Here is a 26,336-nt window from a genome sequence, read left to right as displayed (position 1 = left end):
GCACTTTAGCGGCTGCTTGGTTACATTGCGCCGCTTTCTGGTTTACCCACATCTTTCGGGAGACTGCAGTGTCCACACCCTGGGAACTCTATCAGGCTGATCTTCAGCGCGACGACTTTTCTTATGATGCCGCTCAGGAAATGGCGGTTAAGCATCTGCAGCGGTTATACGAAGATCTGGTTGCCGCCGAACAGCGCCGCCAGCAGCAGGGAGCGGTCAGCAAATTGCTGGGTAAACTCAGCAAAAAAGCACCGGTGCCGGAAAAAGGTCTGTATTTCTGGGGTGGGGTGGGCCGGGGTAAAACCTATCTGGTGGATACCTTCTACGATGCGCTGCCGTTCAAGCGCAAAATGCGCACCCACTTTCACCGCTTTATGCAGCGCGTGCACCGTGACCTGACCGATCTGGCCGGCGCCAAGAACCCGCTGAAGATCGTCGCTGACCGCATTGCCGACGAAGCGGTGGTGATCTGTTTCGATGAATTTTTTGTGTCCGATATCGGCGACGCTATGATTCTGGGCAGTCTGATGCAGGAATTGTTTGCCCGTGGCGTAACGCTGGTGGCGACCTCCAATATTGTGCCGGATGGCCTGTATAAAGATGGCCTGCAGCGTGCGCGTTTTCTGCCGGCGATTAAATTACTGAATCAGTTTACCGACGTGGTGAACGTGGATTCCGGCATTGATTACCGTCTGCGCACCCTGGAGCAGGCCGAGCTGTATCATTACCCGCTCGACAGCACAGCCGAGGCCAGTCTGCAGAAAAGTTTCGACAGCCTGATTGCTGACCCTCGCCATGTAAAAACCGACTGTAATGTGAAAATTCTGGGCCGCAAAATTCCGGTGAAGGCCTTTTGTGACGACATCGCCTGGTTTGATTTTTACGCCCTGTGCGATGGCCCGCGCTCACAGAACGACTACATCGAGCTGGGTAAACAATTTCACGCCATCCTGATTTCCAATGTGCCGACCATGGGCATTAAAAACGACGACGTGGCGCGCCGTTTTATTAACCTGATCGACGAATTTTACGATCGCGGCGTGAAGGTCATTATGTCGGCCGAAGCTGCCATTCCGGCGATTTACGGACAGGGTAAGCTGGAGTTTGAATTCCAGCGCACCACCTCGCGCATGCTGGAAATGCAGTCGCGTGACTATCTGGCCCGCGAGCACCGCGCCGACTGAGCATGCAGATTCACCGGCTGCAGGGTTACATTCAGAACATCTATCTGGCCGAGCAGACCGAAGGCTTGTTATTGCTGGATGGCTGCAGCCGTGCCGATGTGCGTATGGTGTGTGATTACATCACCAATACGTTAGGCCGGCCGTTAGCCGACCTGAAGCTGGTGGTGGTAACGCACATGCACCCTGATCATGCCGGTGGTGCGGCGTTGTTGCGAAACATTACCGGTGCGCCGCTGGCGGCGCATCCGGCCGCGCGTCACTGGTACAGTGGTCTGGCCGGCCGCACCGCTCATGCCATTGATGTCGGCTTAACCTGGTGGGTTGCCAAGCGATTGGGTAAGCCGCGCCGGCATATCTGGTACAACCCCATTTTAAGCGCCGATATTCTGCTGCAGGACGAGCAAAGTTTGCCTGGCTTTCCTGACTGGCAGGTGATCTGTACCCCTGGCCACACCAACCACGATATTTCGTTGCTGCACCGGCCGGATGGCCAGTTGTATGTGGCGGATCTGATCGTACAGGTGCGCGGCCGGCTGGTGCCGCCGTATCCGGTGTGTCATCCCAATCAGTACCGGCAGTCGCTGCAGCGGGTGGCTGAGCTGCAGGTACAGCAAGTGTTCTGTGCCCATGTGCCGCCACAGCCGGCAGCCGCGATCGACTTTGCCAGTCTGTTAGCGCAGGCCCCGGCCAAACCGAAAAACCACTGGCATTCGGCCCGTAACCGCATTCTGCATTATCTGGGGCGGCGTGACAGCGCGCATTAAGCCCTTACTACCGCCCCGTTCGGGGATTCACAACAAGCCAAAGCGTTTGCGCAGAATCCGGTCCAGCAGCCGGGTCGGCAGCAGCCATTTCAGCAAAGGCAGCACGCGGCTGCCATTACCGATGCGCAGCACCGCGGCCGGGTTAGTATCCAGACGTTGCACCAGTATTTCGGCAAACGCCTGCGCCGGTGTCGGATTTTGTTGTGACGCCATGGCGCGTGCCTGAATAAAAGGCCGCAGTGGTGCGTATAGGGAATCGTCGGCAATCAGATTGCTGAGGCTGGCCAGCGAGTTGTCCCCGAATTTTGATTCAATGGCCCCGGGCTGCACGGTAATCACCTGAATATTAAAGGGTGCCAGTTCCATACGCAGGGCATCACTGAGGCTGTGCAGCGCTGCTTTACTGGCGCAGTAGGCGCCGGAAAAGGGCGTGGTGGTAATGCCGGAAATAGAGCCGATGTTCACCACCTGCGCCGGCTGGCCGGCACTGGCGGCCTGGCGCAACAAGGATAAACAAGCGCGGGTGAGTGCCACCGGCGCAAACACATTAGTGGCAAACTGTTGTTGCAGGCGTTGCTCGTCCAGTTCTAGCACCGGCCCCATGGCGGCAAAACCGGCGTTGTTAACCAGCGTATTCAGATAACCGCTGTCGGCCTCAATATGCGCGATGGCACTGGTAATGGCGTCCGGATTATTCACATCCAGCACCAGCTCCCGCAGTTGCGCATGTTGCAGATCCTGCAGGCTGCCGGCCGTGCGGACGGCGGCATAGACGCGGTAGCCGCGCAGCAGAAAGGCTTCGGTCAGAGCCCGGCCAATGCCCGAGGAGCAGCCGGTAATCAGCACAGTTTTTACGGTCATAATCAGCTCAGCTAATGCAAAAGTACCGAAAGCAATAGCAGGCGCCGCTGGCGCTGGCAACTGTTGCACTGTGACAGTCTGTATCCGGGGGGCTTATTGCTCCTGCAGCAGTTGTTCAATGGCGCTGCGGATACCATCCATATCGGCGGGTTTAAAGCCCTGATGCGTGCCGCGCAAACGGCCCTGGCGGTCAATCAGGTAGGACGTGGGCATACCGCGTAAATCATAGGCCTGGGCGATATTGCCACTGGCATCGTGCAGGGTCGGATAGGCCACCGGAAATTCCTGCAGAAAGGCCAGCCCGTCGGCCGCTTCATCATCCAGATTGATGGCGAGAATTTCAAAATCGGTAACCCCTTGCTGGCGCAGCTCAGTGCGCAGGGTGTTCAGCAGGGGCAGGGAGGTACGGCAGGGGCCGCACCAGGATGCCCAGAAATCGAGATAAATCACTTTGCCGCGCTGTTCCTGCAGGCTCAGTGTGGCGCTGTTATCCAGTAATGGCAGGCGAAAATCCGGTGCCAACTCTGCCGCGGCAGCGGTGATTGGCAACGACAGGAACAGCAGCAGAAGGGCAGATACCGATGAACGCACGGGAAACTCCGGTCAGATTGAAAAAATAAGCAGCGGCACAACCATATTCCTCTGCTAGAATATCAGCCAAAAATAATAATGAGGCAAAAATGTCCATACGCTCCCTGCTCATGGTACTGGGATTATTGTTCTCTGTTTCCTGTATGGCAACCACATCGGCCGCCGCGGTTGAAATCACCTCACTGTCTTCCGGTAGCGAACTGGATTCCGTGCTGCAGTACGCCGAAGATCCCAGTGCCGCCGTTCCCGTCGCTGCAGTAGATACTCTGGAGTGGCATTGGGGTGATAAAAACAGCATGTCTTTTGGCTACACCGCCTCGGTGTACTGGTTCCGGCTGAATCTGCAGCACAGCGGTACCGAAGCAGTAACACGCCTGCTCAGTTTATCGTATCCGGTGCTGGATCATGTCCGCTTGCACAGCCGCCGTCATGGCGGTGACTGGGAGGTGTTGGAACTTGGGGATAAGCATCCCTTTGCTGAACGTCCGGTCGATCACCGCTTTTTTGTGATTCCATTAACCATGAACCCGGGGGAACAAACTGAATTATTGTTCCGGGTGGAAACCTCCAGTTCCATGCAGTTTCCCCTGAGTATCTGGGAAGAACGCGATTTTTTTGTGAACGATCAGAAACAGATTCTGGGTATGGGCCTTTATTACGGCATCATGATTATTATGGTGTTGTACAACCTGTTCGTGTACCTGTCGGTGCGCGAGGCTAACTACCTGTACTACGTTTTGTATGTGGGCTGTATGGGTGGTTTCCTGGCCAGCCTGCAGGGGCTGAATTTCCAGTTTTTGTGGCCCGAAGCGACCTGGTGGAATGACCACAGCATTCTGATTTTTCTGGGTGGGGTGGTGTTGTTTGTGCTGGTCTTTACCCGCAATTTTCTGCAGCTGAAAGAAATTCCGCTGCTTAACCGGCTGTTTAATGGTCTGGCTTTACTGGCCTTTTTTATTATTTTATTCAGTAATTTATTTCCTTACAGCAGCATGATCCGATTATTGATTGGTGCGGCGGTGCTGGGCATCAGTCTGGCCATTATCAGCGGTATTATCCGTTGGGGTCAGGGGTATTCGTCAGCGCGTTATTACACCATTGCCTGGTCGGTATTGCTGTTGGGCGGTGTCATTCTGGCAATGAATAAGTTCGATCTTTTGCCCCGCAACTTTTTTACCGAAAACATTGTGCAGGTGGGTTCGGTGGTCGAAGTTATCTTGCTGTCTTTTGCGCTGGCCGATCGTCTGAATAATGAAAAGCGCAAACGCTATACGGCTCAGTTGATTGCTCTTGAACATGAAAAAGTGGCGCGCAAATCTCAGGAAGCGGCGCTGCAGCAGGAGCGTAATGCGCGTCTGGCCCAGGAAAAAGCCCTGCAGCATGAACGAGAGGCGCGTGAGGCTCAGGAGTTGGCGCTGGCGATCCAGAAGCAGGCCACTGAAACGCTGGAGCAGCGGGTTAAAGAGCGCACGCTGGAACTTGAAAATGCCAATCGTAAGCTGGAGCTGATGAGCATTACCGATCCGCTCACCAATCTGCGTAACCGGCGCTTTTTTGACCAGATTATGCAGCGCGAAATGGCCCGCGCCATCCGCACCCGCGAGTCGATCTGTGTCCTGATGATCGACGTTGATCACTTCAAAAAGGTGAACGATGTGCATGGCCATCAGGCTGGTGATGAAATTCTGCGGGTGGTGGCGCAGGCTGTTCGTCAGACCGTACACCGCAGTACCGATTTGCTGGCCCGTTATGGTGGTGAAGAATTTATTATGGTGTTGCCGGGTACCAGTGCCGATGGCGCTGAGCATGTGGCGGAATGCATCCGCAACACCATCAGCCGGCTGAATTTTGACCGTATATCGGCCGGCCTGCGGGTTTCAGTCAGTATTGGTATTCACGGTGCGGTGCCCGGTTACCAGGAGAGTCACGAAAACTGGGTGCGTTATGCCGATGAAGCGCTGTACTACGCCAAGGCGAACGGCCGCAATCAGGTTGTGCGCTATAAAGACAGCTGATTACTCACTGCGGTAACCAATACGGAAACCGCCCCAGTGCTTACCATTCACATAAATCGGCACCGATAAATCGTGCATGACTTCACCGGTGTCGCGTTTGTAGGTTTGCAGCAAGAATGGCTGCGTATGGTTGCCACAGCGGGAGCCGGTGCGGTCATTAAAAATACGTTTGCTGCGGTTATGCAGCAGATCGTATTCGTAATCACCGGTTAAGGGTTCGCTGAATTTTTTATTGTGGGTAGGGAAATAGCCGTTTACGTCCACGGCACCGGCGTAGGCGATGCTCGGGTGGCGCTGCAAAATGGCTTCCTGCACCGCCGGGAAGTTGTCATCGGCCAGGCGGTCGTAGGCCGTGTGGTATTTCTGCGGGTTGGTTCCGGCAATGGGTTGGTAGGCGGTATCGAACACCTGGGCTTCCGTCAGGGTGCCGGTGCGAATGGCCTGCTCCAGCAAGGTAGCAATGGCAGTCGCTGCTTGCAGCGCTTCCTGTCGGGCTTGTTCGTGCATGCCACCCAGATCGGTGTCGCCAAAGGCCTGATAAATTTCTTCAGCCGTTTCTGACAGTGCCAGCGAGCGTTCCGACATGGCGCTGATTTCCTGTTCGGTATGTTCCAGCCGGCTGCCGGTTTGCTCAACAATGGCGGAAATGGTGCGGATGTTGTCGCTGTTGTCGCTGACGCTGGTGGCGATATCGCTGATGCTGTGTTCTATAGCCTGCGAATGCCGGTAAATGCCGTGCAGGTGTTCACTGATGCTCTGCGTCATCTGTACACCTTCGGTAATGGTATGCCGCAACTGACGGCTGTTATTCACCGCCTGTTTAATCTGTTCGTTAATTTCGGCCACGGTCTGGCCGATTTGCTGCGTGGCATCCGACGTCTTGGCCGCCAGCGCCCGCACTTCATCGGCGACCACCGCAAAACCACGGCCCTGCTCGCCCGCCCGGGCGGCTTCAATCGCCGCGTTCAGGGCTAGCAGATTGGTTTGTTCGGCGATGGCGCTGATCACCCCGGTAATGGCTTTGATCTGTTCTGACTTGGCTTCCAGCTCGGCAATCAGAGTGGCGTTGTTTTCCACTTCACTGCGCGTCCCTTCCATTTTCGGCAAGGTTTCATCAATGGCCTGTTTGCCCAATGTATTGATGTGCATGGCATCGTTGGCAGCCGTTTCCGCCGCCTGGGTTTGCTGCACCATCTGGTCAACACTGGCCTGAATATGGCCGGCCGATTCAATCAGGCTGTGGCTGTCATTCACTTCTTCGTGAATTTTCCGTTTCATCTGGTCGGCGGTAAACGACATTTCTGCCGCCGCAATGGCGATGCGGCTGCTGTGTACCGACAATTTGGCTTTCAGTTGGGCGTAGCCGGTCAGTTGTTGCTGCAGCTGGTGCATTTCCTGCTGCAGATAATCGGGCAGGGGATAACGGTTGTTGTCATGCTCGCTGTGAGTAAGGGCATGGGTAATCTGGTGGCTGAACAGGATCAGCGGGCGGATCACCAGCCGATAGCTCAGCAGCAGGGTCAGGCTTACGCCGGCGCCGGCGATAAGGACCGGATAGCCAGGCAGCGTGGCAGGCAGCAGCAGTAGCAATGCCAGTGTTGTAGCAGAACTGCCGGCCGCGGCCAGCAGAATACGTTTTCCATGATGTGACATAACCGGTTTCCGTCGTGCAGTCTGCAGACAGAATAGGCCAAATAAACCAGCTTACGATGCTGAATTAGTCGTAGCGACAGCGTACTGATAAAACTATAGGGGATAAAAACCATTACAACAGAGCGTTGGAATGGTGCCCAGGGAGAGACTCGAACTCTCACGAGCGTAAGCTCACTGCGACCTGAACACAGCGTGTCTACCAATTTCACCACCTGGGCAGGGGGTAAGGCTGTTAACCTTGCAGATTGTAATCACTTTAAAACAGCAGTTTTAAAGTGGTGCCGAGGGAGAGACTCGAACTCTCACGGGCGTAAGCCCACTGCGACCTGAACACAGCGTGTCTACCAATTTCACCACCACGGCGTGGTCTTGCTTTTTTCTTGCACCGCTCCGGCTTATTAAAAGCCTGGGAGTGGTGCCCAGGGAGAGACTCGAACTCTCACGAGCGTAAGCTCACTGCGACCTGAACACAGCGTGTCTACCAATTTCACCACCTGGGCATTGAGGCGCGGCATACTACCACTACTCATTATCTGACTCTACTGATTTGCTGGTACCAGTGGCCGGACTCGAACCGGCACGCCCGCAAAGGCGGGGGATTTTGAATCCCCTGCGTCTACCAATTTCGCCACACTGGCGCATAACCGCCAAGGGGTTGGCGTTGTAGCCGTCAGATGGCGCGCATAATACTCTGTCTTTTTAGCCTGTCAATGGGTTTTTCTAATGATTTCCTTAACTTACCCGCCGCTATCCGGTAATCTTGCCGGCCTTTGAGCAAGCCTGCCGTTGTGCCAGCGAACCGATATGAAAACCAGCGATTTCAGCTTTGTATTACCCGATGAATTGATCGCCCGCTATCCGATGCCGGAGCGCAGCGCTTCGCGCCTGCTGACGCTGGACGGCGAGACCGGTGCGCTGGAGCATCGAGGCTTTAAAGATCTGCTTGGCATGCTGGAACCGGGTGACCTGCTGGTGTTTAACAATACCCGGGTAATTCCGGCGCGCTTATTTGGTGAAAAAGCCAGTGGCGGCAAACTGGAAGCCTTAATTGAACGCATCACCGGTGAGCATGAGGCGCTGGCGCATCTGCGTTCGTCCCGTTCCCCCAAACCCGGCAGCCGCATTGTGCTGGGCGGTGCCGAGGTGGAGGTGCTGGGCCGTGAAGGCGCGTTATTCCGCCTGCAGTTTCTGGATGAACGACCACTGCTGGACATTCTGGAGCAGGCCGGCCACATGCCGTTACCGCCTTATATGGAACGGGAAGACGCCGCCGAAGACCGCGAGCGTTACCAGACCGTGTATGCGGAAAAACCCGGTGCGGTGGCGGCACCGACGGCCGGTTTGCACTTTGATCAGCCGCTGCTGGATGCCCTGCAGGCGAAAGGGGTAAATTTTGCCTTTGTTACCCTGCACGTTGGCGCCGGTACCTTTCAGCCGGTGAAGGTCGACAATATCCACGAGCATGAAATGCACGCGGAATATATTGAAGTGGGGCCGGAGGTGGTGGATGCGGTGAAAGCCACCCGGGCCGCCGGCAAGCGCGTGGTGGCGGTGGGTACCACCTCTGTGCGCAGCCTGGAAAGTGCCAGTGCCAGTGGTGACATTGCGCCGTTTTATGGTGAAAGCCGGATCTTTATTTACCCCGGTTACCGTTTCCGCAGCGTCGATGCCATGGTGACCAACTTCCACCTGCCGGAATCGACCCTGATTATGCTGGTGTCGGCCTTTGCCGGTCGTGAACATACGCTGGGCGCCTATGCCGAAGCCGTGGCGCAGCGTTACCGTTTTTACAGTTATGGCGATGCCATGTTTTTATCCCGCCCGCAGCGGGTTGAATAAGCCGGAATACTTTGATGACACGCGAATGTTTTATGCAGTTTGATCTGCACAGTGAAATTACCGATGGCAGCAGCCATGCCCGCCGCGGCAGCATTACCTTTCCGCGCGGAACCATTCAGACTCCGGCCTTTATGCCGGTTGGTACTTATGGTTCGGTGAAAGGTCTGAGCCCGGAACATATTAAAGAACTGGGTGCGGAAATTATTCTCGGCAATACCTTCCATTTAATGCTGCGCCCGGGCACCGAGGTGGTGAAACTGCACGGTGACCTGCACGATTTTATCGGCTGGGATAAACCCATCCTTACCGATTCCGGCGGCTTTCAGGTGTTCAGCCTGGGCGCCATGCGCAAAATTACCGAAGAGGGCGTAGCCTTCCGCTCGCCGGTAAACGGTGAAAAAGTCTTTATGACACCGGAAAGCTCCATGCAGGTGCAGCGTGATCTGGGCTCTGACATCGTGATGATTTTTGACGAATGCACACCGTATCCGGCCACCGAAAAAGAAGCCGCTGATTCCATGCGCCTGTCATTGCGCTGGGCCAAACGCTCCAAAGACGCTCACGGTGATAATCCGTCGGCGCTGTTCGGTATTATTCAGGGCGGTATGTACGAAGACCTGCGCGATGAGTCGCTGGCCGGCCTGACCGACATCGGTTTTGATGGTTACGCCATTGGTGGTTTAAGCGTGGGCGAGCCGAAAGACGACATGATGCGCGTGCTGCGTTACGTGGCACCGAAAATGCCGAAAGACAAACCCCGTTATCTGATGGGCGTGGGCAAGCCGGAAGATCTGGTCGAAGGTGTGCGTCGTGGCATTGATATGTTCGATTGCGTCATGCCCACCCGTAATGCCCGCAATGGCCATTTATTTACCTCGACCGGGGTGTTGAAATTACGCAACGCAGCGAACCGTTCGCACACCGGTCCGATTGACCCGGAATGCGGCTGTTACACCTGTCGCAACTTCAGCCGTGCCTATCTGCATCACTTAGATAAATGTAAAGAAATGCTCGGTGGTACTTTAAACAGTATCCATAACCTGCATTATTACCAGACCCTGATGGCCGGTTTGCGCCGCTCTCTGGAAGAAGGTACATTTGCTGCCTTCGTGGATGAGTTCTATGCCAAACGGGGCATGCAGACACCGCCGCTGGACGCCGTTGCAAGCGGTGCCCACAGCGAACCACAGGCGTGATAAAACGTTAAATATTTTAAAAAAATCAGGAGATACTGAATGAAAGCAATTCTGGCCGCACTGGCTTTAACCGCATCGGGTGTTGCCTTTGCTGAAGGTGGCGCAGCCCCGGAACCGATGGGCGTAACCGGTCAGCTGGTGTTTCTGGGCGGCTTCCTGCTGATTTTCTACTTCCTGCTGTGGCGTCCGCAGAGCAAGCGTCAGAAAGAACACAAAAATCTGATCTCTGGTCTGGCCAAGGGTGATGAAGTGGTGACTGCGGGTGGCATGCTGGGCAAGATCACCAAAGTGACTGACGATTTCATCGTGATCGAAGTGGCCGATGGTGTGCAACTGCCGGTGCAGAAAATCGCCGTTACCGCGGCCCTGCCGAAAGGCACTATTAAAGATGTAAAAGCCTGAGCATAAGCGGGCAACCCTGACGGTCTCTGCGGAGACCGTCGTTGTTTTCAGAATAAGGAATAAGGGCAGTTTTATGCTCAACAAATACCCCCTGTGGAAAAACCTGCTGGTGGTACTGGTGCTGGTGCTGGGCTGTATTTATGCCGCACCCAACCTGTATCCGCCGGATCCCGCCATTCAGATTATGCCGTCCCGTGCCGGCACTGACATGAGCGAAGACGTACTGGTTAAAGTGCGTCAGACCCTCGAACAACGCGGCATTGAATACTTCGGTGAAGAAGTGCGCGGCAGCACCGTGCTGATGCGTCTGACCAGCAACGACCAGCAACTGCCGGCCAAAGATGCCCTGCAACGAATACTGGGCGACAGCTATGTGGTGGCGCTGAACCTGGCACCGACCACCCCCGACTGGCTGCTTAACCTGGGTGCCGGCCCCATGACCATGGGTCTGGATCTCAGCGGTGGTGTGCACTTCCTGATGGAAGTGGATATGGACGATTACCTGAAAAGCCGGGTAACCAATTACCGCGAAGAATTGCGTAACCGCCTGCGCGAAGAGCAACTGCGCTACCGCCGTATTCAGATTGATGGCAGCACCGTGCGCGTCAGCTTTGTCGATGCTGATACCCGCACCACTGCACGCGCTTTCTTCAGCCGTAATTACCCGGAATTTACCCAGACTGAGGTCGATGGCAATGACAGCAGTGATCTGCTGTTAAGCATTACCGAAGCCAAGGTCCGTGAATTTGAGGATTACGCGGTTAAGCAGAACCTCACCACCATCCGCAACCGGGTGAACGAACTGGGCGTGGCCGAACCGCTGGTACAGCGTCAGGGCCGCAACCGCATTGTGGTGGAATTACCGGGCGTGCAGGACACCGCCGAAGCCAAGAAGATTCTGGGCAAGGCCGCTAACCTGGAATTCCGTCTGGAAGCCGAAGCCGGTGCCAGCCGTCTGGCCACCGACGAGTACAATTTCCGCAATGAACCTTTCCGTTCTGCGCGTCTGGAAAAAACCCTTATCACCACCGGCGACAGCGTTACCAACGCCCAGCCCGGCTTTGATGAAAACGGTTTTCCGCAGGTGAATATTTCCCTCGATGCCCGTGGCGGCGCCATGATGACTCAGGTCACCCGCAAAGCCGTGCAGCGTCGTATGGCGGTGCTGTTCGTCGAACGCCGCCCGCAAACCACCTATGAAGTGGTCGACGGTGTGGAAGTACCGAAAACCATTCAGGTGGTGGATAAATCCATTATCTCTCTGGCCACCATTCAGACCACGCTGGGTAACAGCTTCCGTATTACCGGCCTGCAATCCGGTGAAGCCTCGGAACTGGCGCTGCTGCTGCGCGCCGGTGCGCTGGCGGCACCCATGTACTTTGTGGAAGAACGCACCATTGGCCCGAGCCTGGGTAAAGAAAACATCGAAATGGGCGTGAATTCCGTGGTGCTGGGGCTGGCGCTGGTGCTGGTGCTGATGGCGGTGTACTACCGTACCTTTGGTCTGGTGGCTAACGTCGCCCTGCTGGCCAACATCGTATTTCTGATTGCCATGATGTCGATGATCGGTGCCACGCTGACCCTGCCGGGTATTGCCGGTATCGTATTAACCGTAGGTATGGCGGTGGACGCCAACGTGCTGATTTTCTCGCGCATCCGCGAAGAATTACGCGCCGGCCGCTCACCGCAGCAGGCCATTCATGAAGGCTACGACCGGGCGTTTGTGACCATTCTGGATGCCAACATCACCACCTTAATTGTGGCGCTGATTCTGTTTGGCGTCGGTACCGGCCCGGTGAAAGGCTTCGCCGTGACTCTGTCGTTCGGCATCATCGCCTCCATGTTTACGGCCATTACTCTGACCCGCGCTATGATTAACCTGATTTACGGCAACCGTCGTGTAGAGTCGTTATCGATCGGAGGTCGTGTATGAACAAGCAGATTGATTTCCTGAAGCTGCGCCATGCCGCCACAGTGTTGTCGGTAACCCTGATTCTGGTCTCCATCATTGCACTGGCCATGCGGGGCCTGGATTATGGCCTCGATTTTACCGGCGGCACCTTGCTGGAAGTGGAATACCAGCAGCCGGTACCGGTTAAAACCATTGAAGCCGTTCTGGTCGACGCCGGTTACCGCGATGTGGCGGTACAGAACTTCGGTTCGGAAACCGATGTGCTGGTGCGTATGTCGGAAGCCTTCCGCGATGATCTGGGCGCCGAAATTCTGGCGCTGTTGCAGCAGCAGTCGGCGGATAATCCCATTGTGCTGAAACGCAGTGAGTTTGTTGGTTCCAGCGTCGGTGAAGAACTGCGCGACCAGGGCGGCCTGGCCTTGTTGCTGGCGATGGCGGTGGTGATGATCTACGTCGCCGCCCGTTTCCAGTACAAGTTCTCGGTAGCCGCGGTGCTGGCGTTGTTTCACGACGTTATCATCATTCTGGGTATGTTTGCGCTGTTCCAGTGGGACTTTAACCTCACCGTACTGGCGGCATTGCTGGCGGTTATTGGTTACTCACTGAACGACACCATTGTGGTGGCCGACCGCATCCGGGAAAATTTCCGTATTGTGCGTCGGGGCAGCGAAATTGACGTGATAAACGAGTCACTGAACCAGACCCTTGGTCGTACCTTGATGACGTCTATTACCACCGCACTGGTGTTGCTGGCGTTGCTGGTGGTGGGCGGCGACCTGATCTATTACTTCGCCGTGGCGTTGATGATTGGTGTGGTGGTTGGTACCTATTCTTCCGTGTTTGTTGCCACCAATATCCTGATCTGGATGAAGATCAGCCGCGAAGATCTGATGCCGCCGGAAGTGGAAGAAGTGGACGACCGTCCCTGATTCAGCCGGTTAAACCGTACGATTAAACGGTAAAACGGAACGCATCGCTTCGGCGGTGCGTTTTTTATTGCAGCTGTTATTGGGAGTGACCGATGCTCAGTTATCGCCACGCGTTTCATGCCGGTAATTACGCCGATGTTCTGAAGCATCTGGTGCAGGTAGAAATTCTGCGTTATCTGCAGCAGAAAGATAAACCCCTGGTGTACATCGACACCCACGCCGGTGCCGGTTTGTATGCGCTGGATTCCGCCGCCGCGGAAAAAACCGCCGAATACCGTGATGGCATCGGTCGTTTACAGGGTTGTGACTGGCCGGCCTTGCAGCCCTATCTGAACGTAGTGGCGCAGCTGAGTGAGCGTGACGGGCAGAGCAATCTGTACCCCGGTTCACCGGCCATTGCGCAGGCCTTATTGCGCCCGCAGGACCGTGCTCAGCTGTACGAATTGCACCCATCCGACTATGCCCTGTTAAGCGAACTGATGCAGCGTGACCGCCGTATCCGTGTGCAACAAAGTGATGGTTTCCAGGGCCTGATTGCCAGCCTGCCACCGGCCGAACGGCGCGGACTGGTACTAATTGATCCGCCGTATGAAATAAAGTCCGATTACGACACCGTGGTCAGCACGCTGGTGAAAGCGCACAAACGCTTTGCCACCGGTATTTACGCGCTCTGGTATCCGGTGGTGGAACGCACCCGTATCGACAAACTGGAACAGGCGCTGCGCAACAGCGGCATTCCGCGGATTCAGCTATTTGAATTGGGCTTAATGGCAGATACTGACGGCCGTGGCATGACCTCGGCCGGTATGATCGTGATTAACCCGCCCTGGACCTTAAAAACCACCCTGGATGAACTGCTGCCGGCGTTGGCAAAGCAGCTGGGGCAAGGGCAGGGGGTGTGGCGCAGTGTGGAACTGGCCGGCGAAGCCTGATCAGGCTGGCTGGTAGTACCACACTGCAACTGACCCATTTAGTGGTATAAGCCGGCCAGAAATAACCTGTTCGGCTATACCCCTTTTGCGATAATGCGGCGCGGGCTGGCAACTGTATGGCCCGTTTAAAACAATAAAAAGAATAACGCCACATCGCGACAGGATACCCTCATGAACCAATGCCTATGGGTTGCCATGCTGGCGACCGTGCTGCTGACGTCTGCCGTCCATGCTGCTCCCGCCGAAGACCGCCGCCTGGCCAGGCTTGAAGCCACGGTGATGAGCCAGACCTTACCATTACAAAAGCGCATTGAAGCGTTACGTTCGCTGCATGCCGATATTATTGATGCGGACGGCAAAATTCATCGTCTGTTCTGCGTGTGGGATATGCTCGGCCGCAGCGGGCCGGTATACACCACGGTAGATGACCAGCGCTTCCGCTCGCTGCATTACGGCCTGGAACTCACCTTAAAAGCTTATCAGGACGAGCAGGCCTTAATTGATGATCTGCGCGCCGGCCGTTGTGATGCCGGCCTGATCAGCGGCATCCGGGCGCTGGAATTCAACCGTTTCAGCGGTACGCTGGAAGCGCTGGGCGCCATCCCCGACAGCACCCATCTGCAACTGTTGGTGCAGGTACTGGCCAGCCCGCGCAGCGCCGAACACCTGGCTGATGACGACTATGTGGTACTAGGGGCAGCGGCGCTGGGGGAAAGCTATCTGTACAGCCACAGCGACCAGCTGCTGAGTGTGAACCAGCTGGCCGGCAAAACCCTGGGAGTGCCCCGTTACGACCAGTCCTTACTGGCGCTGGCCGCGCAAACCGGTGCGGCGGTGCAACGGGGCGAATTGCTGGCAGTGGTGGATGATTTTGTCAGTGGCCGCACCGATGCCATGCTGGCACCGTTAATCGGTTTTCATGTGGCCGGTACCGGTAAGGTAAAGGCCGGTTCCGGTATTGTGAATGCGCGGTTATCGCAATCGACCATTCAACTGATTGGCCGTACCGGGCGCTTTCCCATCGGCCTGGCGCAGATGCTGAGGGAAGATTTTCTGTTCAAATTTGACAGCTATGTCAAACGGGTAGAAACCGAGCGTGCCAATATTCAGGCCGGAACCTGGTTTCCGGTGAGTGCGGCCCAGCAACAGGCCCTGGACAGCCAGCTGCGCGAACTGCGGATTCAGCTGCGCGAGCAGGGCGTTTACGATGCCCGTATGCTGCGTCTGATGAAGCGTGTTCGCTGCCGTATCAACCCGTCTGCCAACGAATGCAGTGACGAGCGCGAATAGCCGATGCAGCCGGTTAACGTGGGATTTTGTCAGAATCTGTAAAAACCGCACCGCTAACCGCTATCGTGCTGGCAGGCCTGATTGGCACTGGGATTTTTTTACCGTATGGTGGCGTCTGAAGCTGTAACACCCTGTCGGATAACAGGAAATCAACCCGGAGGAATCCCATGAACCGTCCCGACTATCTGAATTCAAACGCTGAATCCCGCCAGCCGGTACCGGCTGAGCGTGCTGATGCTTATCAGCCGGCTGGCTATCAAAGCACCGGCGTCAGCGCCGATGCCAGCAAAGTGCTGCGCAATACCTATATGCTGCTGTCCCTGACCCTGCTGTTCAGCGGTGCGGTGGCGGCCATGTCGATGGCCTTTAACTGGCCGCATCCTGGCATTATCATCACGCTGGTGGGTTACTTTGGCCTGTTGTTCCTGGTGGAAAAAACCAAACACAGCGCCATGGGCCTGGTGTCGGTGTTCGCGCTGACCGGCTTTATGGGCTTAACCCTGGGCCCGATCGTCAGCATGTACGCCAAGCTGCCGGGTGGTGACCAGATGATCGCTATGGCCATGGGCACTACCGGTCTGATCTTTGTTGCCATGTCCGCCTGGGTATTAACCACCGGTAAAGAACTGAGTGGTATGGGTAAAACCCTGACCGCCGGTATCCTGATTGCCTTTGTACTGTCGATCGGTAACCTGTTCTTCCAGATCCCGGCCCTGTCGCTGGCAGTATCAGCCATGTTCATTATGCTGATGACCGGCCTGATTGCTTATCAGACCAGCGCCATTATTCACGGCGGTGAAACCAACTACATTTCCGCCACCGTGACGCTGTTCGTCTCTATCTACAACCTGTTCCTCAGCCTGCTGCAGATTTTCGGCGTGCTGGGTTCAGACGAATAAGCCATGCTGTTACAACTCACCGGCGGTTGCCGGTGGGTTGTTACCCACCATGTGTCGTTATCTCTTTCCTGTCTTGTTGCTCGTGTTGTCACTGCCGGCTACAGCCGAGTGCCGTGACCGCGACGCCATTGCTGCCGGTGAGGAAAAAGCCCGCAGTTATTTCCAGAAAGCCGAGGTCTTTCACCCCGGCCGGGTGCTGAAAGTGCATCATCCCAGCCGTCATAAAGAAGTCGCTGCCTATGTGCAGACCGGCGACAAACGCTACAGCATTTTTACTCTGGTGGATGAAAACTGCCGCGCCCGGTTTATTAAGCGTACCCGTCAGGGCGACTGACGTTTGGCCTTTTGCCTGGGTTGTGCAAGAATCGATACAAATCTTGTACAAGAGGGTGTTGTGATGAGCATTAGCATGGCTGAAGTACGCAAACTGGCGCACATTCCCAAAGTGATTGTGCACTCATTGGATCTGATGCTGTACCAGGTCAGCATTGAGCTGGACGGTACAGAGCACATGGTGACTGACAGCAAAGGCAAAATGCTGCGCGCCCACAGCACGCTGGAAATGCAGACGTTATTTGAATATTTGCCGGTCGGCAAACTGCTGTTACGCCACCAGAGTGCCTACGACGAAATGATCAACCAGCCGCTGCGCCAAGGCAGTAATATGCTGGAAGTACCACTGGGCCGTAACCGCCTGGGCACGGTCAAACAAACCATTCAGTAATTCATCTGAACACCGGAGGCACCATGAGCCTGTACAACACGCAGATCAAAACCATTAAAGGGGATACCACCACGCTGGGCGCTTATCAGGGCAAGGTGCTGCTGATTGTGAACGTGGCATCCAAATGCGGTTTAACCCCGCAATACGCCGAACTGGAAGCACTGTACAAAGCGCAGGCCGCTAACGGTCTGGAAATTCTGGGCTTTCCCTGCAACCAGTTTCTGGGCCAGGAGCCCGGCAGCGAAGACGAAATTCAGCAGTTCTGCAGCCTGACGTACGACGTTACCTTCCCTCTGTTCAGCAAACTGGAAGTGAACGGTGCCGGTCGTCACCCGCTGTATCAGCAGCTGATTGCTGCTCAGCCGCTCGCCACGGCCAACCCGGGCGGCCAGCTGAAAGAAAAGCTGGGCGCCAAAGATTTATTGCCGGCCAATGACAGCGACATTATGTGGAATTTTGAAAAATTCCTGGTGGGTAAAAACGGCGAGGTTATTGCCCGGTTTGCTCCGGATGTGAGCGTGACCAGCGAACTGTTCCAGGCGGCTCTTAGCAAAGCGCTGGCCTGACCAACGCGCTGGCGTAAGAACCCTGTACGGCCAGGCTGTTTTTTCTATAATGGCCAGCCTGGCCACCAGGTGACCAGAAATCCCGGGACGACCCGGGATTTTTTTATACAGCGGGACGACCCGGACAGGAGCACGACAATGAACTGGGGCATTCTGCTGTTAGCCAGTGTGTTTGAAATAAGCTGGGCCATTGGCCTGAAATACACCGAAGGTTTTACCCGTTTCTGGCCGAGCGTGGCCACGGTGACGGCCATGGTGCTGAGCGTGGTATTACTGGGTCTGGCGATGAAAACATTGCCGGTGGGCACCGCTTACGCCGTGTGGGTGGGCATCGGTGCGGTGGGTACCGCCATTCTGGGAATGTATTTATTTCAGGAGCCGGCCAGCACGGCGCGGCTGTTAAGCCTGGGCTTCATTATTGCGGGTATTATCGGGCTGAAACTCAGCAGCTGAAGCAGGCTTTTTACCAACGTCTGCCAACAATTAAACAATAAAAAACGCCGGGAAAATCCCGGCGTTTTTCATTGCAGATAATGCACCGTTACCGATCAGATATCGAAACGGTCAGCCGTCATCACCTTGTTCCAGGCCTTAACAAAATCGTTCACGAATTTGTCACGGCCATCGTTGGCGGCGTACACCTCAGCCACTGCACGCAGTTCAGAGTGTGAACCGAACATCAGGTCAGCTGGGGTAGCGGTCCACTTCAGCGTGTTGCTGGCGCGGTCACGGCCTTCGTACAAACCTTCTGTTTTGGCTTTCGACCAGGCGGTCGACATATCCAGCAGGTTAACGAAGAAGTCGTTGCTTAAGGTACCGGGCTTGCTGGTAAACACACCGTGTTTCACGCCATTGCTGTTGGCATCCAGTACGCGCAGACCACCGACCAAGACGGTCATTTCCGGTACGCTCAGATCCAGCAAACGGGCTTTTTCCACCAGCGCTTCGGCCGGGGCGAACATACTGTCGTTGCTGAAGTAGTTACGGAAACCATCGGCTTTCGGCTCCAGTACCGCGAAGGATGCGGCATCGGTTTGCGCGGCCGCAGCATCCATACGACCCGGAGTAAAGGGCACGGTTACCTCAACGCCAGTGTCTTTAGCCGCTTTTTCGATGGCAGCGCCACCGGCCAGTACAATCACATCCGCCAGCGAGACTTTTTTGCCACCTTTCAGTGACTTGTTGAAGTCTTGCTGCACTTTTTCCAGGCGCGCCAGTACCTTTTTCAGCTCTTTCGGGTTGTTGGCTTCCCAGCTGATTTGCGGCTCCAGACGGATACGGGCACCGTTGGCACCACCACGCATATCGGTAGCGCGGAACGTAGAGGCCGAAGCCCAGGCAGTGCGTACCAGTTCCGGTACTTTCAGGCCGGTTTTCAGAATCTCAGCCTTCAGTTTGGCGATCTCCTGATCGTTAATAACCGGGTGGTCGAGCGCCGGAATCGGGTCTTGCCAGATCAGATCGTCCGCCGGTACATCGTTGCCAATGTAACGGGCTTTCGGGCCCATATCGCGGTGGGTCAGTTTGAACCAGGCTTTGGCGAAAGCCTGTTCAAATTCCGCCGGATTGTTCAGGAAGCGGGTGGTGATTTCGCGGTACACCGGGTCTTCTTTCAGGGCGATATCGCTGGTGAACATAATCGGTGCATGACGTTTGCCCTTAACGTGCGCATCGGGCACCAGACTAGCGGCTTCACCATTGGCCGGAATCCACTGAATAGCACCTGCCGGGCTCTTGGTTTGTACCCAGTCAAAGGCGTACAGCCAGGTTAAGTATTCCATGGTCCACTTGGTCGGGTTCGACGACCAGGCGCCTTCCAGACCGCTGGTAACGGTGTCTTCCGAGTGGCCTTTACCGCAGCTGTTTTTCCAGCCTAACCCTTGCTGTTCAATGGGGGCGCTGGCCGGGTCAGCAGCCACGCATTTTTTCGGATCGTGGGCACCGTGGGCTTTACCGAAGGTGTGACCACCGGCAATCAGCGCTACGGTTTCTTCATCGTTCATCGCCATGCGGCCGAAGGTGTCACGGATTTCCTGCGCGGAAGCCAGCGGGTCGGGCTTGCCGTTCGGGCCTTCCGGGTTTACATAAATCAGGCCCATCTGGGTCGCCGCCATCGGCTTGGCCAGTTCGCCGGTTTTGTTGTAACGCTTGCTGTCCAGCCACTGTTTTTCCGAGCCCCAGTTCACCATTTCGGCTTCCCAGTCGTCTTCACGACCACCAGCAAAACCGTAGGTTTTAAAGCCCATGTCTTCCAGTGCCACGTTACCGGCCAGCGCCATCAGGTCACCCCAGGAAATGCTGCTGCCGTACTTCTGTTTAATTGGCCAGAGTAAGCGGCGGGCTTTATCCAGGCTGACGTTATCCGGCCAGCTGTTCAGCGGCTCAAAGCGTTGCTGGCCACCGGCAGCACCGCCACGGCCATCAAAAATGCGGTACACCCCGGCGCTGTGCCAGGCCATACGGATAAAGAAGGGGCCATAGTGGCCATAGTCAGCCGGCCACCAGGGCTGTGAGGTGGTTAAAACGTTCTTAATGTCGGCTTTCAGAGCCGCCATATCCAGCTGGTTAAAGGCGGCGGCGTAATCAAAGTTTTCGCCGTAAGGGTTGGATTCCGCACTGTGCTGGCGCAACGGCTGTAAGTTCAGCTGTTCCGGCCACCAGTCACGGTTCTGGGTTTGTTCGGCCTGCACCGCCGGTGCCAGCAGCGAGGCGGCCAAAATGGCAACGGCGAGGGCTTTAGGGGATTTTTTCATGGTCATTCCCGTCCTGATTAACATTCTGAGGTTAAGGCACTCAGGCGCAGCGAGGGAACTGCAGTGCCAACGGAAAATAATGTACGCCTATTATTTTTCCTTATCCCATTGTAAAAATTGATAGTACTGATCGTTTCTGCATATTGAGCATCAGGCAATGTGCGCGGCACTCGTTTACAATGCGCCGGTTAACAGAGGAATGGATTCATGCAGGAACGTGCACTGCAATTACTGCGTTTGTTGGAGCGTGACATCAACGGCAACCGTCTGATTCTGCCGTCGTTGCCGGAAGTAGCGCTGCGGGTGCGCGAACTGACCATCAGCGATGGCTGCACCGCGCAGAAGCTGGAGCATGAAATTGCCAAAGATGCCGCCATTGCCGCGCGCCTGCTGAAAGTCGCCAACAGTGCCGCATTGCTGCGTGGGGTGCCGGTTACGTCGCTGAAACAGGCGGTAATGCACTTAGGTTTTGATCTGGTGCGCTCGATGGTGACGCAGCTGGCCATTCTGCAAACCATGCAGAGCGGGGCGGATAAAGAACGCCTGCGGGGTTTTGTCGCCAGTGGGCTGCAGATCAGTGCGCTGTGCCATACCCTGGCCTCGCGCCAGCCGCATCTGGATGCCGAACTGGCGGCGTTGGGGGGATTACTGCACGACATTGGCAAGCTGCCGCTGCGCGATTTTCTGCTGCGGCAAGCGGATGTTGAGCCGGCCGAGCGTCTGCAATTTGAACAAATTTTGCACCCCTATGTGGGCGCCATTATGTTGCAACGCTGGCAGATGACCGGCGAACTGGTGCAGATGGCCCGCTTCCATGAGCGCATTCAGCGCGATAGCGGTAACCCCAAAGCCGATTATGTGGATGTGGTGATTGCCGCCAACTTACTGCATTACGGCACCGGCAGTGGCCGTTATGCCCGTTATGCCGGCATCACCATTCCGGCCTTGGAAAAATGTACCGGTGGGGCGCTGAGTCTGGATGAGCATTCCACCGCTGAACGTATGGAACTGGCGCTGGCACTGATAAGCGCCTGAACCAAAGCAGGAAATTCAATGCTGTATTTTGTACTGACCGAACCGGCGGTGCCGGAAAACGTGGGTGCGGCCTGTCGCGCCGTAAAAACCATGGGCTTTGACCAGTTGTGGGTGGTGAATTCCGACGCGCATCGGCACAAACAGGCGCGCATTCTGGCCCACGGTTCCGGCGATATTCTCGACAATATCCGCACCTTCAATTCCCTGGCCGACGTAAAAGCCGCAGTGGATATTCTGGTGGGCACCAGCGCAAAACCCCGGCATCAGCGCGAAGTGCTGTTAAGCCCGGCGCAATTGCACCGCAACCTGCAGGACAAGCTGCAGCAGGGCGCCGATATCGCGCTGGCGTTCGGGCGCGAAGATTCCGGCCTGCATGGCCATGAAATTGCCCTGTGCGACTTACTCACTGCCGTGCCAATGGCCGTCAGTTATCCGTCCCTGAACCTGTCCCAGGCTGTCATGCTGTACGCCTACGAACTCAGTGGCCTGGCGGCGCCGGTAACGGCAGCCAGCGTTGATACCAACCAGTACAAAGCCCTGCGTGACAAAACTGCGCGGCTGGCACAGCAGCTGGGTTACGACGAGCACAGCAAACTGCAGGGCTGGCTGCACGAGCACCTGCCGCTGCTGGATACCCGCAGCCTTGGCTTTGTGCATCAGCTGGTGGATAAAACCCTGCACCAGCTGGATAAGCCGGAAGACTGAGCCGCCAGAATAACGGTAAAGGGAAGGGAGGAATAACCCGTAATGCATCAGGCCGTGGTTAGTCAGAATTGGCCTGTGAGATTTTTTGCTGAATCTGCGCCTGCAGTTTCTGAAACCCGGCCATTTTCTTCTGTTCCTTTTCGATTAACGCCGCCGGCACCCGGTTAATAAACCCGGCATTATTCAGCTTATTGGCAATGCGGTTGATTTCATCGTCCAGCCGCGCCAGCTCAGCCTGCAGATGAGTAATGTGTTGAGCATGATCGGTAACAGACATGAGCCTACCTCCTTGTACATCGAGCCGGCGGGTACGCAGGCTGTGCGCTGCAAACGGGCTGGGATGAGTGAAAAACTGCTTACACTATAGACCAGATTGAGGGGATTACCCGTCTGACGCCGCTACCTGCTGTAGCCGTTGAGCTGACCGACAATGTCCGGTACGGTAATTCCAGTGAATTCCTGTGTGGAGTAAACATGGCCAGAAACTCCCCCAAATGACCGGCGAGAAGTGGCTGATGATGAGTAACGACCAGGCTGCGCTGGACGTTACCCGCTACCCATAAGCAACAGAGGAAGGGTGGCCCGTGTGGCATAAATTGATCAGTATTATGTCAGTTGAGCCTCAATCAAAAGTGGGTTAGGCTCCAAATAAAGCAGGGAAAGCTGAACCTATCCGCTCGTCTGAGCACCGGAATGGACGCAGAGACTCCCTGAGAACACTTAACCTGAGCAATACCCGGCCAGTCCTGCATGGCGTGAACAAGGAAGGGCGGCAGCGTGTCTGGATTCAGGGTGATGTAATGGCATCCAGCGGGCTGGATGTGCCAGCAAAGTGTTGACCAATAACATGGGTATAAATCTGGGTTGTTTTCACATCAAAATGCCCCAGCAACTCCTGCACGGTGCGAATGTCACGACCAGAGCGGAGCAGTTCAGTAGCGAAACTGTGCCGGAAGGTGTGACAGGTTATACGCTTGTTGGTAAGTCCGGATTTAATAACCGCCTGACGAAGTGCTTTTCGCGGTACAGAATCATGCAAATGGTGTCGGCAAAGAGTGCCAGTGATCGGGTGATTACAAAAACCGGACGATGGAAACAAAAACATCCAGGCAGCTTGCCGATAAGCAGAAGGATACTTTTTGGCCAGTACCCCCGGAATAGAAGGGCCGATGCCCTGTTGGTTATCAGATTCCTGTAATCGAAGTACGTTATGAATCTCTGCTTCAATGGCTGGGCGTAATAATGGGCTCAGAATGGTGACACGGTCTTTAGCACCTTTGCCATCATGAACCGTCAACGTTCCATGGGAAAAATTAAAGTCTTTCACGCGTAAGCGCAGGCATTCAGTAATACGAAGACCAGAACCAAACAAAAGAGAAAAAATCAGCTTATCGCGCCCTGAAAGCTCGCGCAGAATAGCGGCAACCTCTGACGTGCTGAGCACTTCGGGTAAGCGTCTCGGCTTGGTTGCAAAGGTAAAATCCAGGTCTCCTAATGGCTGTTGCAAAAACTGGTTGTATAAAAATGCCAGAGCATTCAGTGCGATTTTCTGCGTATTAATCGCGACGTTACGCTTTGCAGCAAGGTAACCCAAATAGGCCATGACATCATCGCCGCCCAGCGTGGCGGGATGTTTGAGACGATGAAAGCGGATGAAGTCCTTGATCCAGTAAATGTAAGTATGCTCGGTACGGAGGCTCATACCGTGCAGGCGCATGAACGTACGAACATCATTAAGGAAAGGGCTTTTACCCATAACAATACCTACTTAAAATGCTGTATATAAAAACAGTATATTTGTTGTTCTCGTAAATTCAATGCGCGTTTAGGCGCGAGTGTAAAGACGTACATGCTCGAATTGACACCAAAGCCAAAAATATGGGTTATATAATCAATGAGTTACGAAATTGTCGGAAGTGATCGTGCGCAAAGTGTAAAGATGATCGTGGTGCGAAAGCGTGCTTGCGCGTTTTTATCCTGATAAGAGTCTTATTATCGGCGCTTTTCGTAACAGTGACAGTCGGTTAGGCTCGGAACTTAAAATTAAATGAAGGTGTGTAAACGAGCACGCCTACGAATAAACTGTTAGGCACCGTAATGGAATACACCGCGCTAGACCTCATAACAAGGCGCTTATATTCAAGAGAAATAGACGACGATTTTGCAGTTCAAGAGCTCAAAAATCGTGGATGGGTGTTCCCATTCAGAACTCTAGTTTTAATAGCTATAACCTTGTTAATTCTGCCCGAGAGGATTATTTGTGGACTTGGTGGTGATGACTGGGACGACGGGCCAACGAAGTGGCAAGATATCGCTTTTTCCACAGCATTCTCTCAATTAATACTAATGCCGCTTGTTTTTCTTTGGGGTATATACCATTTCGTATTTTCTTCGGGAGGTGCGCCCATCATCAGCCCAATTGTTTGGGGTATCTCCTATGTGTACATTCATCACATATACCCGCGTCATGCCTAACAACTGGTTCAAACCGTTCGCTTCGCTCACTGGGACGGGCTAAAGCCCGCCCCTTAACCAAACGTTAGGCCCAGGAGATAGAATGCCGTTAAACCACTCATCTCAGTATGCAGAGCTCACCGACGAGCATTTCCAAGCTATCGGAAAGCTCACAGTTGAGTGGTCGAATATTGAATTTCTACTTGGAGAGTTACTTTCTCGTCTATTGGTTACACCAGCTTTTTTAGCGCGCACCTACACTGACCATATGTCCGGAGCAAAGCGCCAAGAAGCCATCAGAGAAGCTTGCGAAATACATAGATATCGGTATGGGTATAAGCTGGTAAGCGAAGAGCAGATAAAACAAATCCAAATAATAAATAACCAGATAACACATCTTAGATCCACCAGAAATAAATTCGCTCATTTCTGCTGGTCACGGAGCAATGACGAAGAGATTTTTGGCACAAATTTCTGTGGCGGCATTCCCGAAGGGAGCAAGCATAGAAAAAGCTTTGTTTCTTTCACAGTTACCGAACTAGCCGAATTCCACAAAAAAGCATATGCAATTGTAGATCTACTAACAGAAGCAATCCAAAATCTCCCTGAAATGCAAGAGGAAGGTTTAACTAGCAAAGTCACCAAACGTTAATTCGTCGGTGCAGCCCGAGCCTAACAAATGGTTCAAGTCGTTCGCTTCGCTCACTCGGGACGGGCTAAAGCCCGCCCCTTAACCAAACGTTAGGCACAAGGATGCTAGATGCAGACTAGTAAGATGTTCCCCATTTTGGTGAGCGCCCTGGCGCTTCTCCTATTGGTAATCCATACCTTCGGTTGGGGTGCTCTTCGAGTGGACTCAACTAGCATTTTCCTGCTGGTTTTAATTGTTCTAGCTCCACTAAGTGACCTAATAAGAAAGATAAAATTTGGAGATTTTGAAGCTGAGATAGGATCAAGAGAAATCAAGAAAGTAAGTGAAAGCTTGGACTTCTCGGCGGCGGGTAAGCCCAGCATTTCGGCCCAGATTCAATCAGACATTCCGAAGCTCGTCGAATCAGATCCTCAGCTCGGTATGGCAAAGCTTCGAATCGAGTTAGAGAAAATCATAAAGGTCATTTATTTCAAAGTTGAAAGGCCTGATTTCGATATTGATCGGGTACCACTTTCTAGGTTAATGAACGATTTGGCTGAAAAACGCGTTATCCCAATTGCATTGGTTTCCAGTATCCGTGATGTACTCTCCCTCGCCAATAGAGCCATTCATGGCGAATCGATCAAGGCCAGTGATGCGGAGAGCTTGGCTCAACTCGGCGTAAAAGTTATTGCTGAACTGCGGAGGATATTTAGAGGCTTGCCCGGTAAAGCTGCAGAGAAAAGGCCTATTAGCAAACAGGAAGAGCAGTTTTACTCGGGAGCAAAGTACAAAGTGACTACCATAACCCCTTACCAGGATGAACCGTACCTGAGCACTTATATTCTAGATAAAAAGGGAATGGACGAGCTCCTCGAGGGCTACCACGAGTATGCTCAGTATGTGGTTGGGGTTGAGGTTTTTGATTCCGGTCGAAATGCCTAACCAAATGGTCAACGGGACGCCAACTGCGCTGCGCTCTGTTGGTGCCCGTTACCACT

The 26,336-nt window shown here is 54.6% G+C and carries 25 protein-coding genes and 4 tRNA genes; 19 read left to right on the top strand and 10 right to left on the bottom strand.

Annotation, left to right across the window (positions count from 1 at the left end; genetic code table 11):
* The first annotated feature begins 68 nt into the window (after nucleotides 1–68).
* The gene (gene zapE, locus GJQ55_RS08250; RefSeq protein ID WP_228344500.1) at nucleotides 69–1,184 is read left to right on the top strand and encodes a cell division protein ZapE; all 1,116 of its coding nucleotides are present in this window, start codon (nucleotides 69–71) and stop codon (nucleotides 1,182–1,184) included.
* A gap of 2 nt (nucleotides 1,185–1,186) precedes the next feature.
* The gene (locus tag GJQ55_RS08245; RefSeq protein WP_228344499.1) at nucleotides 1,187–1,948 is read left to right on the top strand and encodes an MBL fold metallo-hydrolase; all 762 of its coding nucleotides are present in this window, start codon (nucleotides 1,187–1,189) and stop codon (nucleotides 1,946–1,948) included.
* A 27-nt stretch (nucleotides 1,949–1,975) separates the two neighbouring features.
* Here GJQ55_RS08245 and GJQ55_RS08240 read toward each other — a convergent pair whose 3' ends face one another.
* Nucleotides 1,976–2,809 (bottom strand): SDR family oxidoreductase, encoded by an 834-nt coding sequence (locus GJQ55_RS08240; RefSeq protein ID WP_228344498.1) that lies wholly within the window; start codon nucleotides 2,807–2,809, stop codon nucleotides 1,976–1,978.
* Nucleotides 2,810–2,902: 93 nt separating this feature from the next.
* A complete protein-coding gene (locus GJQ55_RS08235; protein ID WP_228344497.1) occupies nucleotides 2,903–3,400 on the bottom strand; it encodes a TlpA family protein disulfide reductase in 498 nt (165 codons plus the stop codon).
* 143 nt (nucleotides 3,401–3,543) lie between these two features.
* Here GJQ55_RS08235 and GJQ55_RS08230 point away from each other — a divergent pair, with 143 nt between their 5' ends.
* Complete coding sequence (locus GJQ55_RS08230) at nucleotides 3,544–5,415, top strand: sensor domain-containing diguanylate cyclase (protein ID WP_228344496.1); 1,872 nt, start codon at nucleotides 3,544–3,546, stop codon at nucleotides 5,413–5,415.
* Here the strand turns inward: GJQ55_RS08230 and GJQ55_RS08225 are convergent, their stop codons facing one another.
* From GJQ55_RS08225 to GJQ55_RS08205, 5 genes are all read right to left on the bottom strand, one after another.
* Nucleotides 5,416–7,068, bottom strand: a complete 1,653-nt coding sequence (locus tag GJQ55_RS08225) for a methyl-accepting chemotaxis protein (RefSeq protein WP_228344495.1) — start codon at nucleotides 7,066–7,068, stop codon at nucleotides 5,416–5,418.
* Between the two features lie 131 nt (nucleotides 7,069–7,199).
* Nucleotides 7,200–7,286 (bottom strand) — tRNA-Leu (locus tag GJQ55_RS08220).
* 58 nt (nucleotides 7,287–7,344) lie between these two features.
* A tRNA-Leu gene (locus GJQ55_RS08215) sits at nucleotides 7,345–7,431 on the bottom strand.
* 50 nt (nucleotides 7,432–7,481) lie between these two features.
* Nucleotides 7,482–7,568 (bottom strand) — tRNA-Leu (locus tag GJQ55_RS08210).
* 51 nt (nucleotides 7,569–7,619) lie between these two features.
* Nucleotides 7,620–7,706: transfer RNA gene (locus GJQ55_RS08205), tRNA-Leu, on the bottom strand.
* Between the two features lie 166 nt (nucleotides 7,707–7,872).
* On the opposite strand from GJQ55_RS08205, the gene queA reads away from it, so the two are divergent.
* The 12 genes from queA (at nucleotide 7,873) to sugE (ending at nucleotide 18,210) form a co-directional block, all read left to right on the top strand.
* Nucleotides 7,873–8,907: a tRNA preQ1(34) S-adenosylmethionine ribosyltransferase-isomerase QueA gene (gene queA, locus GJQ55_RS08200; protein ID WP_228344494.1), complete on the top strand. Its 1,035-nt coding sequence runs from the start codon at nucleotides 7,873–7,875 to the stop codon at nucleotides 8,905–8,907.
* 32 nt (nucleotides 8,908–8,939) lie between these two features.
* On the top strand, nucleotides 8,940–10,103 hold the full coding sequence (tgt, locus tag GJQ55_RS08195) for a tRNA guanosine(34) transglycosylase Tgt (protein ID WP_479266824.1): 1,164 nt from the start codon (nucleotides 8,940–8,942) through the stop codon (nucleotides 10,101–10,103).
* A 39-nt stretch (nucleotides 10,104–10,142) separates the two neighbouring features.
* Nucleotides 10,143–10,505, top strand: coding sequence for a preprotein translocase subunit YajC (yajC, locus tag GJQ55_RS08190; protein ID WP_228344492.1), 363 nt, complete (start codon nucleotides 10,143–10,145; stop codon nucleotides 10,503–10,505).
* A gap of 73 nt (nucleotides 10,506–10,578) precedes the next feature.
* Nucleotides 10,579–12,438, top strand: a complete 1,860-nt coding sequence (gene secD, locus GJQ55_RS08185) for a protein translocase subunit SecD (RefSeq protein ID WP_228344491.1) — start codon at nucleotides 10,579–10,581, stop codon at nucleotides 12,436–12,438.
* Nucleotides 12,435–13,346, top strand: coding sequence for a protein translocase subunit SecF (secF, locus tag GJQ55_RS08180; protein ID WP_228344490.1), 912 nt, complete (start codon nucleotides 12,435–12,437; stop codon nucleotides 13,344–13,346). Before secD ends, secF begins: the two co-directional genes overlap by 4 nt.
* A gap of 92 nt (nucleotides 13,347–13,438) precedes the next feature.
* A complete protein-coding gene (locus GJQ55_RS08175) occupies nucleotides 13,439–14,278 on the top strand; it encodes a 23S rRNA (adenine(2030)-N(6))-methyltransferase RlmJ (protein WP_228344489.1) in 840 nt (279 codons plus the stop codon).
* A gap of 171 nt (nucleotides 14,279–14,449) precedes the next feature.
* Entirely contained in the window at nucleotides 14,450–15,568 is a 1,119-nt protein-coding gene (locus GJQ55_RS08170; RefSeq protein ID WP_228344488.1) for a putative solute-binding protein, read from the top strand.
* 167 nt (nucleotides 15,569–15,735) lie between these two features.
* Nucleotides 15,736–16,467: a Bax inhibitor-1/YccA family protein gene (locus GJQ55_RS08165; RefSeq protein ID WP_228344487.1), complete on the top strand. Its 732-nt coding sequence runs from the start codon at nucleotides 15,736–15,738 to the stop codon at nucleotides 16,465–16,467.
* A 49-nt stretch (nucleotides 16,468–16,516) separates the two neighbouring features.
* A complete protein-coding gene (locus GJQ55_RS08160) occupies nucleotides 16,517–16,801 on the top strand; it encodes a hypothetical protein (RefSeq protein WP_228344486.1) in 285 nt (94 codons plus the stop codon).
* 63 nt (nucleotides 16,802–16,864) lie between these two features.
* Nucleotides 16,865–17,191, top strand: coding sequence for a DUF6482 family protein (locus GJQ55_RS08155; protein WP_228344485.1), 327 nt, complete (start codon nucleotides 16,865–16,867; stop codon nucleotides 17,189–17,191).
* A 23-nt stretch (nucleotides 17,192–17,214) separates the two neighbouring features.
* Complete coding sequence (locus GJQ55_RS08150; RefSeq protein ID WP_228344484.1) at nucleotides 17,215–17,757, top strand: glutathione peroxidase; 543 nt, start codon at nucleotides 17,215–17,217, stop codon at nucleotides 17,755–17,757.
* A 138-nt stretch (nucleotides 17,758–17,895) separates the two neighbouring features.
* Complete coding sequence (gene sugE / locus GJQ55_RS08145) at nucleotides 17,896–18,210, top strand: quaternary ammonium compound efflux SMR transporter SugE (protein WP_228344483.1); 315 nt, start codon at nucleotides 17,896–17,898, stop codon at nucleotides 18,208–18,210.
* A gap of 95 nt (nucleotides 18,211–18,305) precedes the next feature.
* Here the strand turns inward: sugE and katG are convergent, their stop codons facing one another.
* On the bottom strand, nucleotides 18,306–20,510 hold the full coding sequence (katG, locus tag GJQ55_RS08140) for a catalase/peroxidase HPI (RefSeq protein ID WP_228344482.1): 2,205 nt from the start codon (nucleotides 20,508–20,510) through the stop codon (nucleotides 18,306–18,308).
* A 207-nt stretch (nucleotides 20,511–20,717) separates the two neighbouring features.
* On the opposite strand from katG, the gene GJQ55_RS08135 reads away from it, so the two are divergent.
* Entirely contained in the window at nucleotides 20,718–21,545 is an 828-nt protein-coding gene (locus GJQ55_RS08135) for an HDOD domain-containing protein (RefSeq protein ID WP_228344481.1), read from the top strand.
* Between the two features lie 18 nt (nucleotides 21,546–21,563).
* Nucleotides 21,564–22,250, top strand: a complete 687-nt coding sequence (locus tag GJQ55_RS08130; RefSeq protein ID WP_228344480.1) for a tRNA/rRNA methyltransferase — start codon at nucleotides 21,564–21,566, stop codon at nucleotides 22,248–22,250.
* A 58-nt stretch (nucleotides 22,251–22,308) separates the two neighbouring features.
* On the opposite strand, the gene GJQ55_RS08125 is transcribed toward GJQ55_RS08130, so the two are convergent.
* Both GJQ55_RS08125 and GJQ55_RS08120 read right to left on the bottom strand, forming a co-directional pair.
* Nucleotides 22,309–22,527: a hypothetical protein gene (locus tag GJQ55_RS08125; RefSeq protein WP_228344479.1), complete on the bottom strand. Its 219-nt coding sequence runs from the start codon at nucleotides 22,525–22,527 to the stop codon at nucleotides 22,309–22,311.
* Between the two features lie 510 nt (nucleotides 22,528–23,037).
* Entirely contained in the window at nucleotides 23,038–24,006 is a 969-nt protein-coding gene (locus GJQ55_RS08120; protein ID WP_228344478.1) for an integron integrase, read from the bottom strand.
* 801 nt (nucleotides 24,007–24,807) lie between these two features.
* Between GJQ55_RS08120 and GJQ55_RS08115 the strand changes: the two genes are divergently transcribed.
* A complete protein-coding gene (locus GJQ55_RS08115) occupies nucleotides 24,808–25,356 on the top strand; it encodes a hypothetical protein (RefSeq protein WP_228344477.1) in 549 nt (182 codons plus the stop codon).
* 108 nt (nucleotides 25,357–25,464) lie between these two features.
* Complete coding sequence (locus GJQ55_RS08110) at nucleotides 25,465–26,280, top strand: DUF4145 domain-containing protein (RefSeq protein WP_228344476.1); 816 nt, start codon at nucleotides 25,465–25,467, stop codon at nucleotides 26,278–26,280.
* The last annotated feature ends 56 nt before the right edge of the window (nucleotides 26,281–26,336 follow it).

The organism is Venatoribacter cucullus, assembly GCF_016132445.1.
GTDB lineage: Bacteria > Pseudomonadota > Gammaproteobacteria > Pseudomonadales > Oceanobacteraceae > Venatoribacter > Venatoribacter cucullus.
The sequence above is the reverse complement of the archived record's forward strand: the minus strand, read 5'-3'. Positions and strand labels throughout refer to the sequence as shown.

Coding starts and splice junctions, on each gene's coding strand:
- GJQ55_RS08245 (WP_228344499.1), top strand. CDS start 1,187: ATGCAGATTCACCGGCTGCAGGGTTACATTCAGAACATCTATCTGGCC.
- GJQ55_RS08240 (WP_228344498.1), bottom strand. CDS start 2,809: ATGACCGTAAAAACTGTGCTGATTACCGGCTGCTCCTCGGGCATTGGC.
- GJQ55_RS08230 (WP_228344496.1), top strand. CDS start 3,544: ATGGCAACCACATCGGCCGCCGCGGTTGAAATCACCTCACTGTCTTCC.
- GJQ55_RS08225 (WP_228344495.1), bottom strand. CDS start 7,068: ATGTCACATCATGGAAAACGTATTCTGCTGGCCGCGGCCGGCAGTTCT.
- queA (WP_228344494.1), top strand. CDS start 7,873: ATGAAAACCAGCGATTTCAGCTTTGTATTACCCGATGAATTGATCGCC.
- tgt (WP_479266824.1), top strand. CDS start 8,940: ATGCAGTTTGATCTGCACAGTGAAATTACCGATGGCAGCAGCCATGCC.
- yajC (WP_228344492.1), top strand. CDS start 10,143: ATGAAAGCAATTCTGGCCGCACTGGCTTTAACCGCATCGGGTGTTGCC.
- secD (WP_228344491.1), top strand. CDS start 10,579: ATGCTCAACAAATACCCCCTGTGGAAAAACCTGCTGGTGGTACTGGTG.
- secF (WP_228344490.1), top strand. CDS start 12,435: ATGAACAAGCAGATTGATTTCCTGAAGCTGCGCCATGCCGCCACAGTG.
- GJQ55_RS08175 (WP_228344489.1), top strand. CDS start 13,439: ATGCTCAGTTATCGCCACGCGTTTCATGCCGGTAATTACGCCGATGTT.
- GJQ55_RS08170 (WP_228344488.1), top strand. CDS start 14,450: ATGAACCAATGCCTATGGGTTGCCATGCTGGCGACCGTGCTGCTGACG.
- GJQ55_RS08165 (WP_228344487.1), top strand. CDS start 15,736: ATGAACCGTCCCGACTATCTGAATTCAAACGCTGAATCCCGCCAGCCG.
- GJQ55_RS08160 (WP_228344486.1), top strand. CDS start 16,517: ATGTGTCGTTATCTCTTTCCTGTCTTGTTGCTCGTGTTGTCACTGCCG.
- GJQ55_RS08155 (WP_228344485.1), top strand. CDS start 16,865: ATGAGCATTAGCATGGCTGAAGTACGCAAACTGGCGCACATTCCCAAA.
- GJQ55_RS08150 (WP_228344484.1), top strand. CDS start 17,215: ATGAGCCTGTACAACACGCAGATCAAAACCATTAAAGGGGATACCACC.
- sugE (WP_228344483.1), top strand. CDS start 17,896: ATGAACTGGGGCATTCTGCTGTTAGCCAGTGTGTTTGAAATAAGCTGG.
- katG (WP_228344482.1), bottom strand. CDS start 20,510: ATGAAAAAATCCCCTAAAGCCCTCGCCGTTGCCATTTTGGCCGCCTCG.
- GJQ55_RS08135 (WP_228344481.1), top strand. CDS start 20,718: ATGCAGGAACGTGCACTGCAATTACTGCGTTTGTTGGAGCGTGACATC.
- GJQ55_RS08130 (WP_228344480.1), top strand. CDS start 21,564: ATGCTGTATTTTGTACTGACCGAACCGGCGGTGCCGGAAAACGTGGGT.
- GJQ55_RS08125 (WP_228344479.1), bottom strand. CDS start 22,527: ATGTCTGTTACCGATCATGCTCAACACATTACTCATCTGCAGGCTGAG.
- GJQ55_RS08120 (WP_228344478.1), bottom strand. CDS start 24,006: ATGGGTAAAAGCCCTTTCCTTAATGATGTTCGTACGTTCATGCGCCTG.
- GJQ55_RS08115 (WP_228344477.1), top strand. CDS start 24,808: ATGCCGTTAAACCACTCATCTCAGTATGCAGAGCTCACCGACGAGCAT.
- GJQ55_RS08110 (WP_228344476.1), top strand. CDS start 25,465: ATGCAGACTAGTAAGATGTTCCCCATTTTGGTGAGCGCCCTGGCGCTT.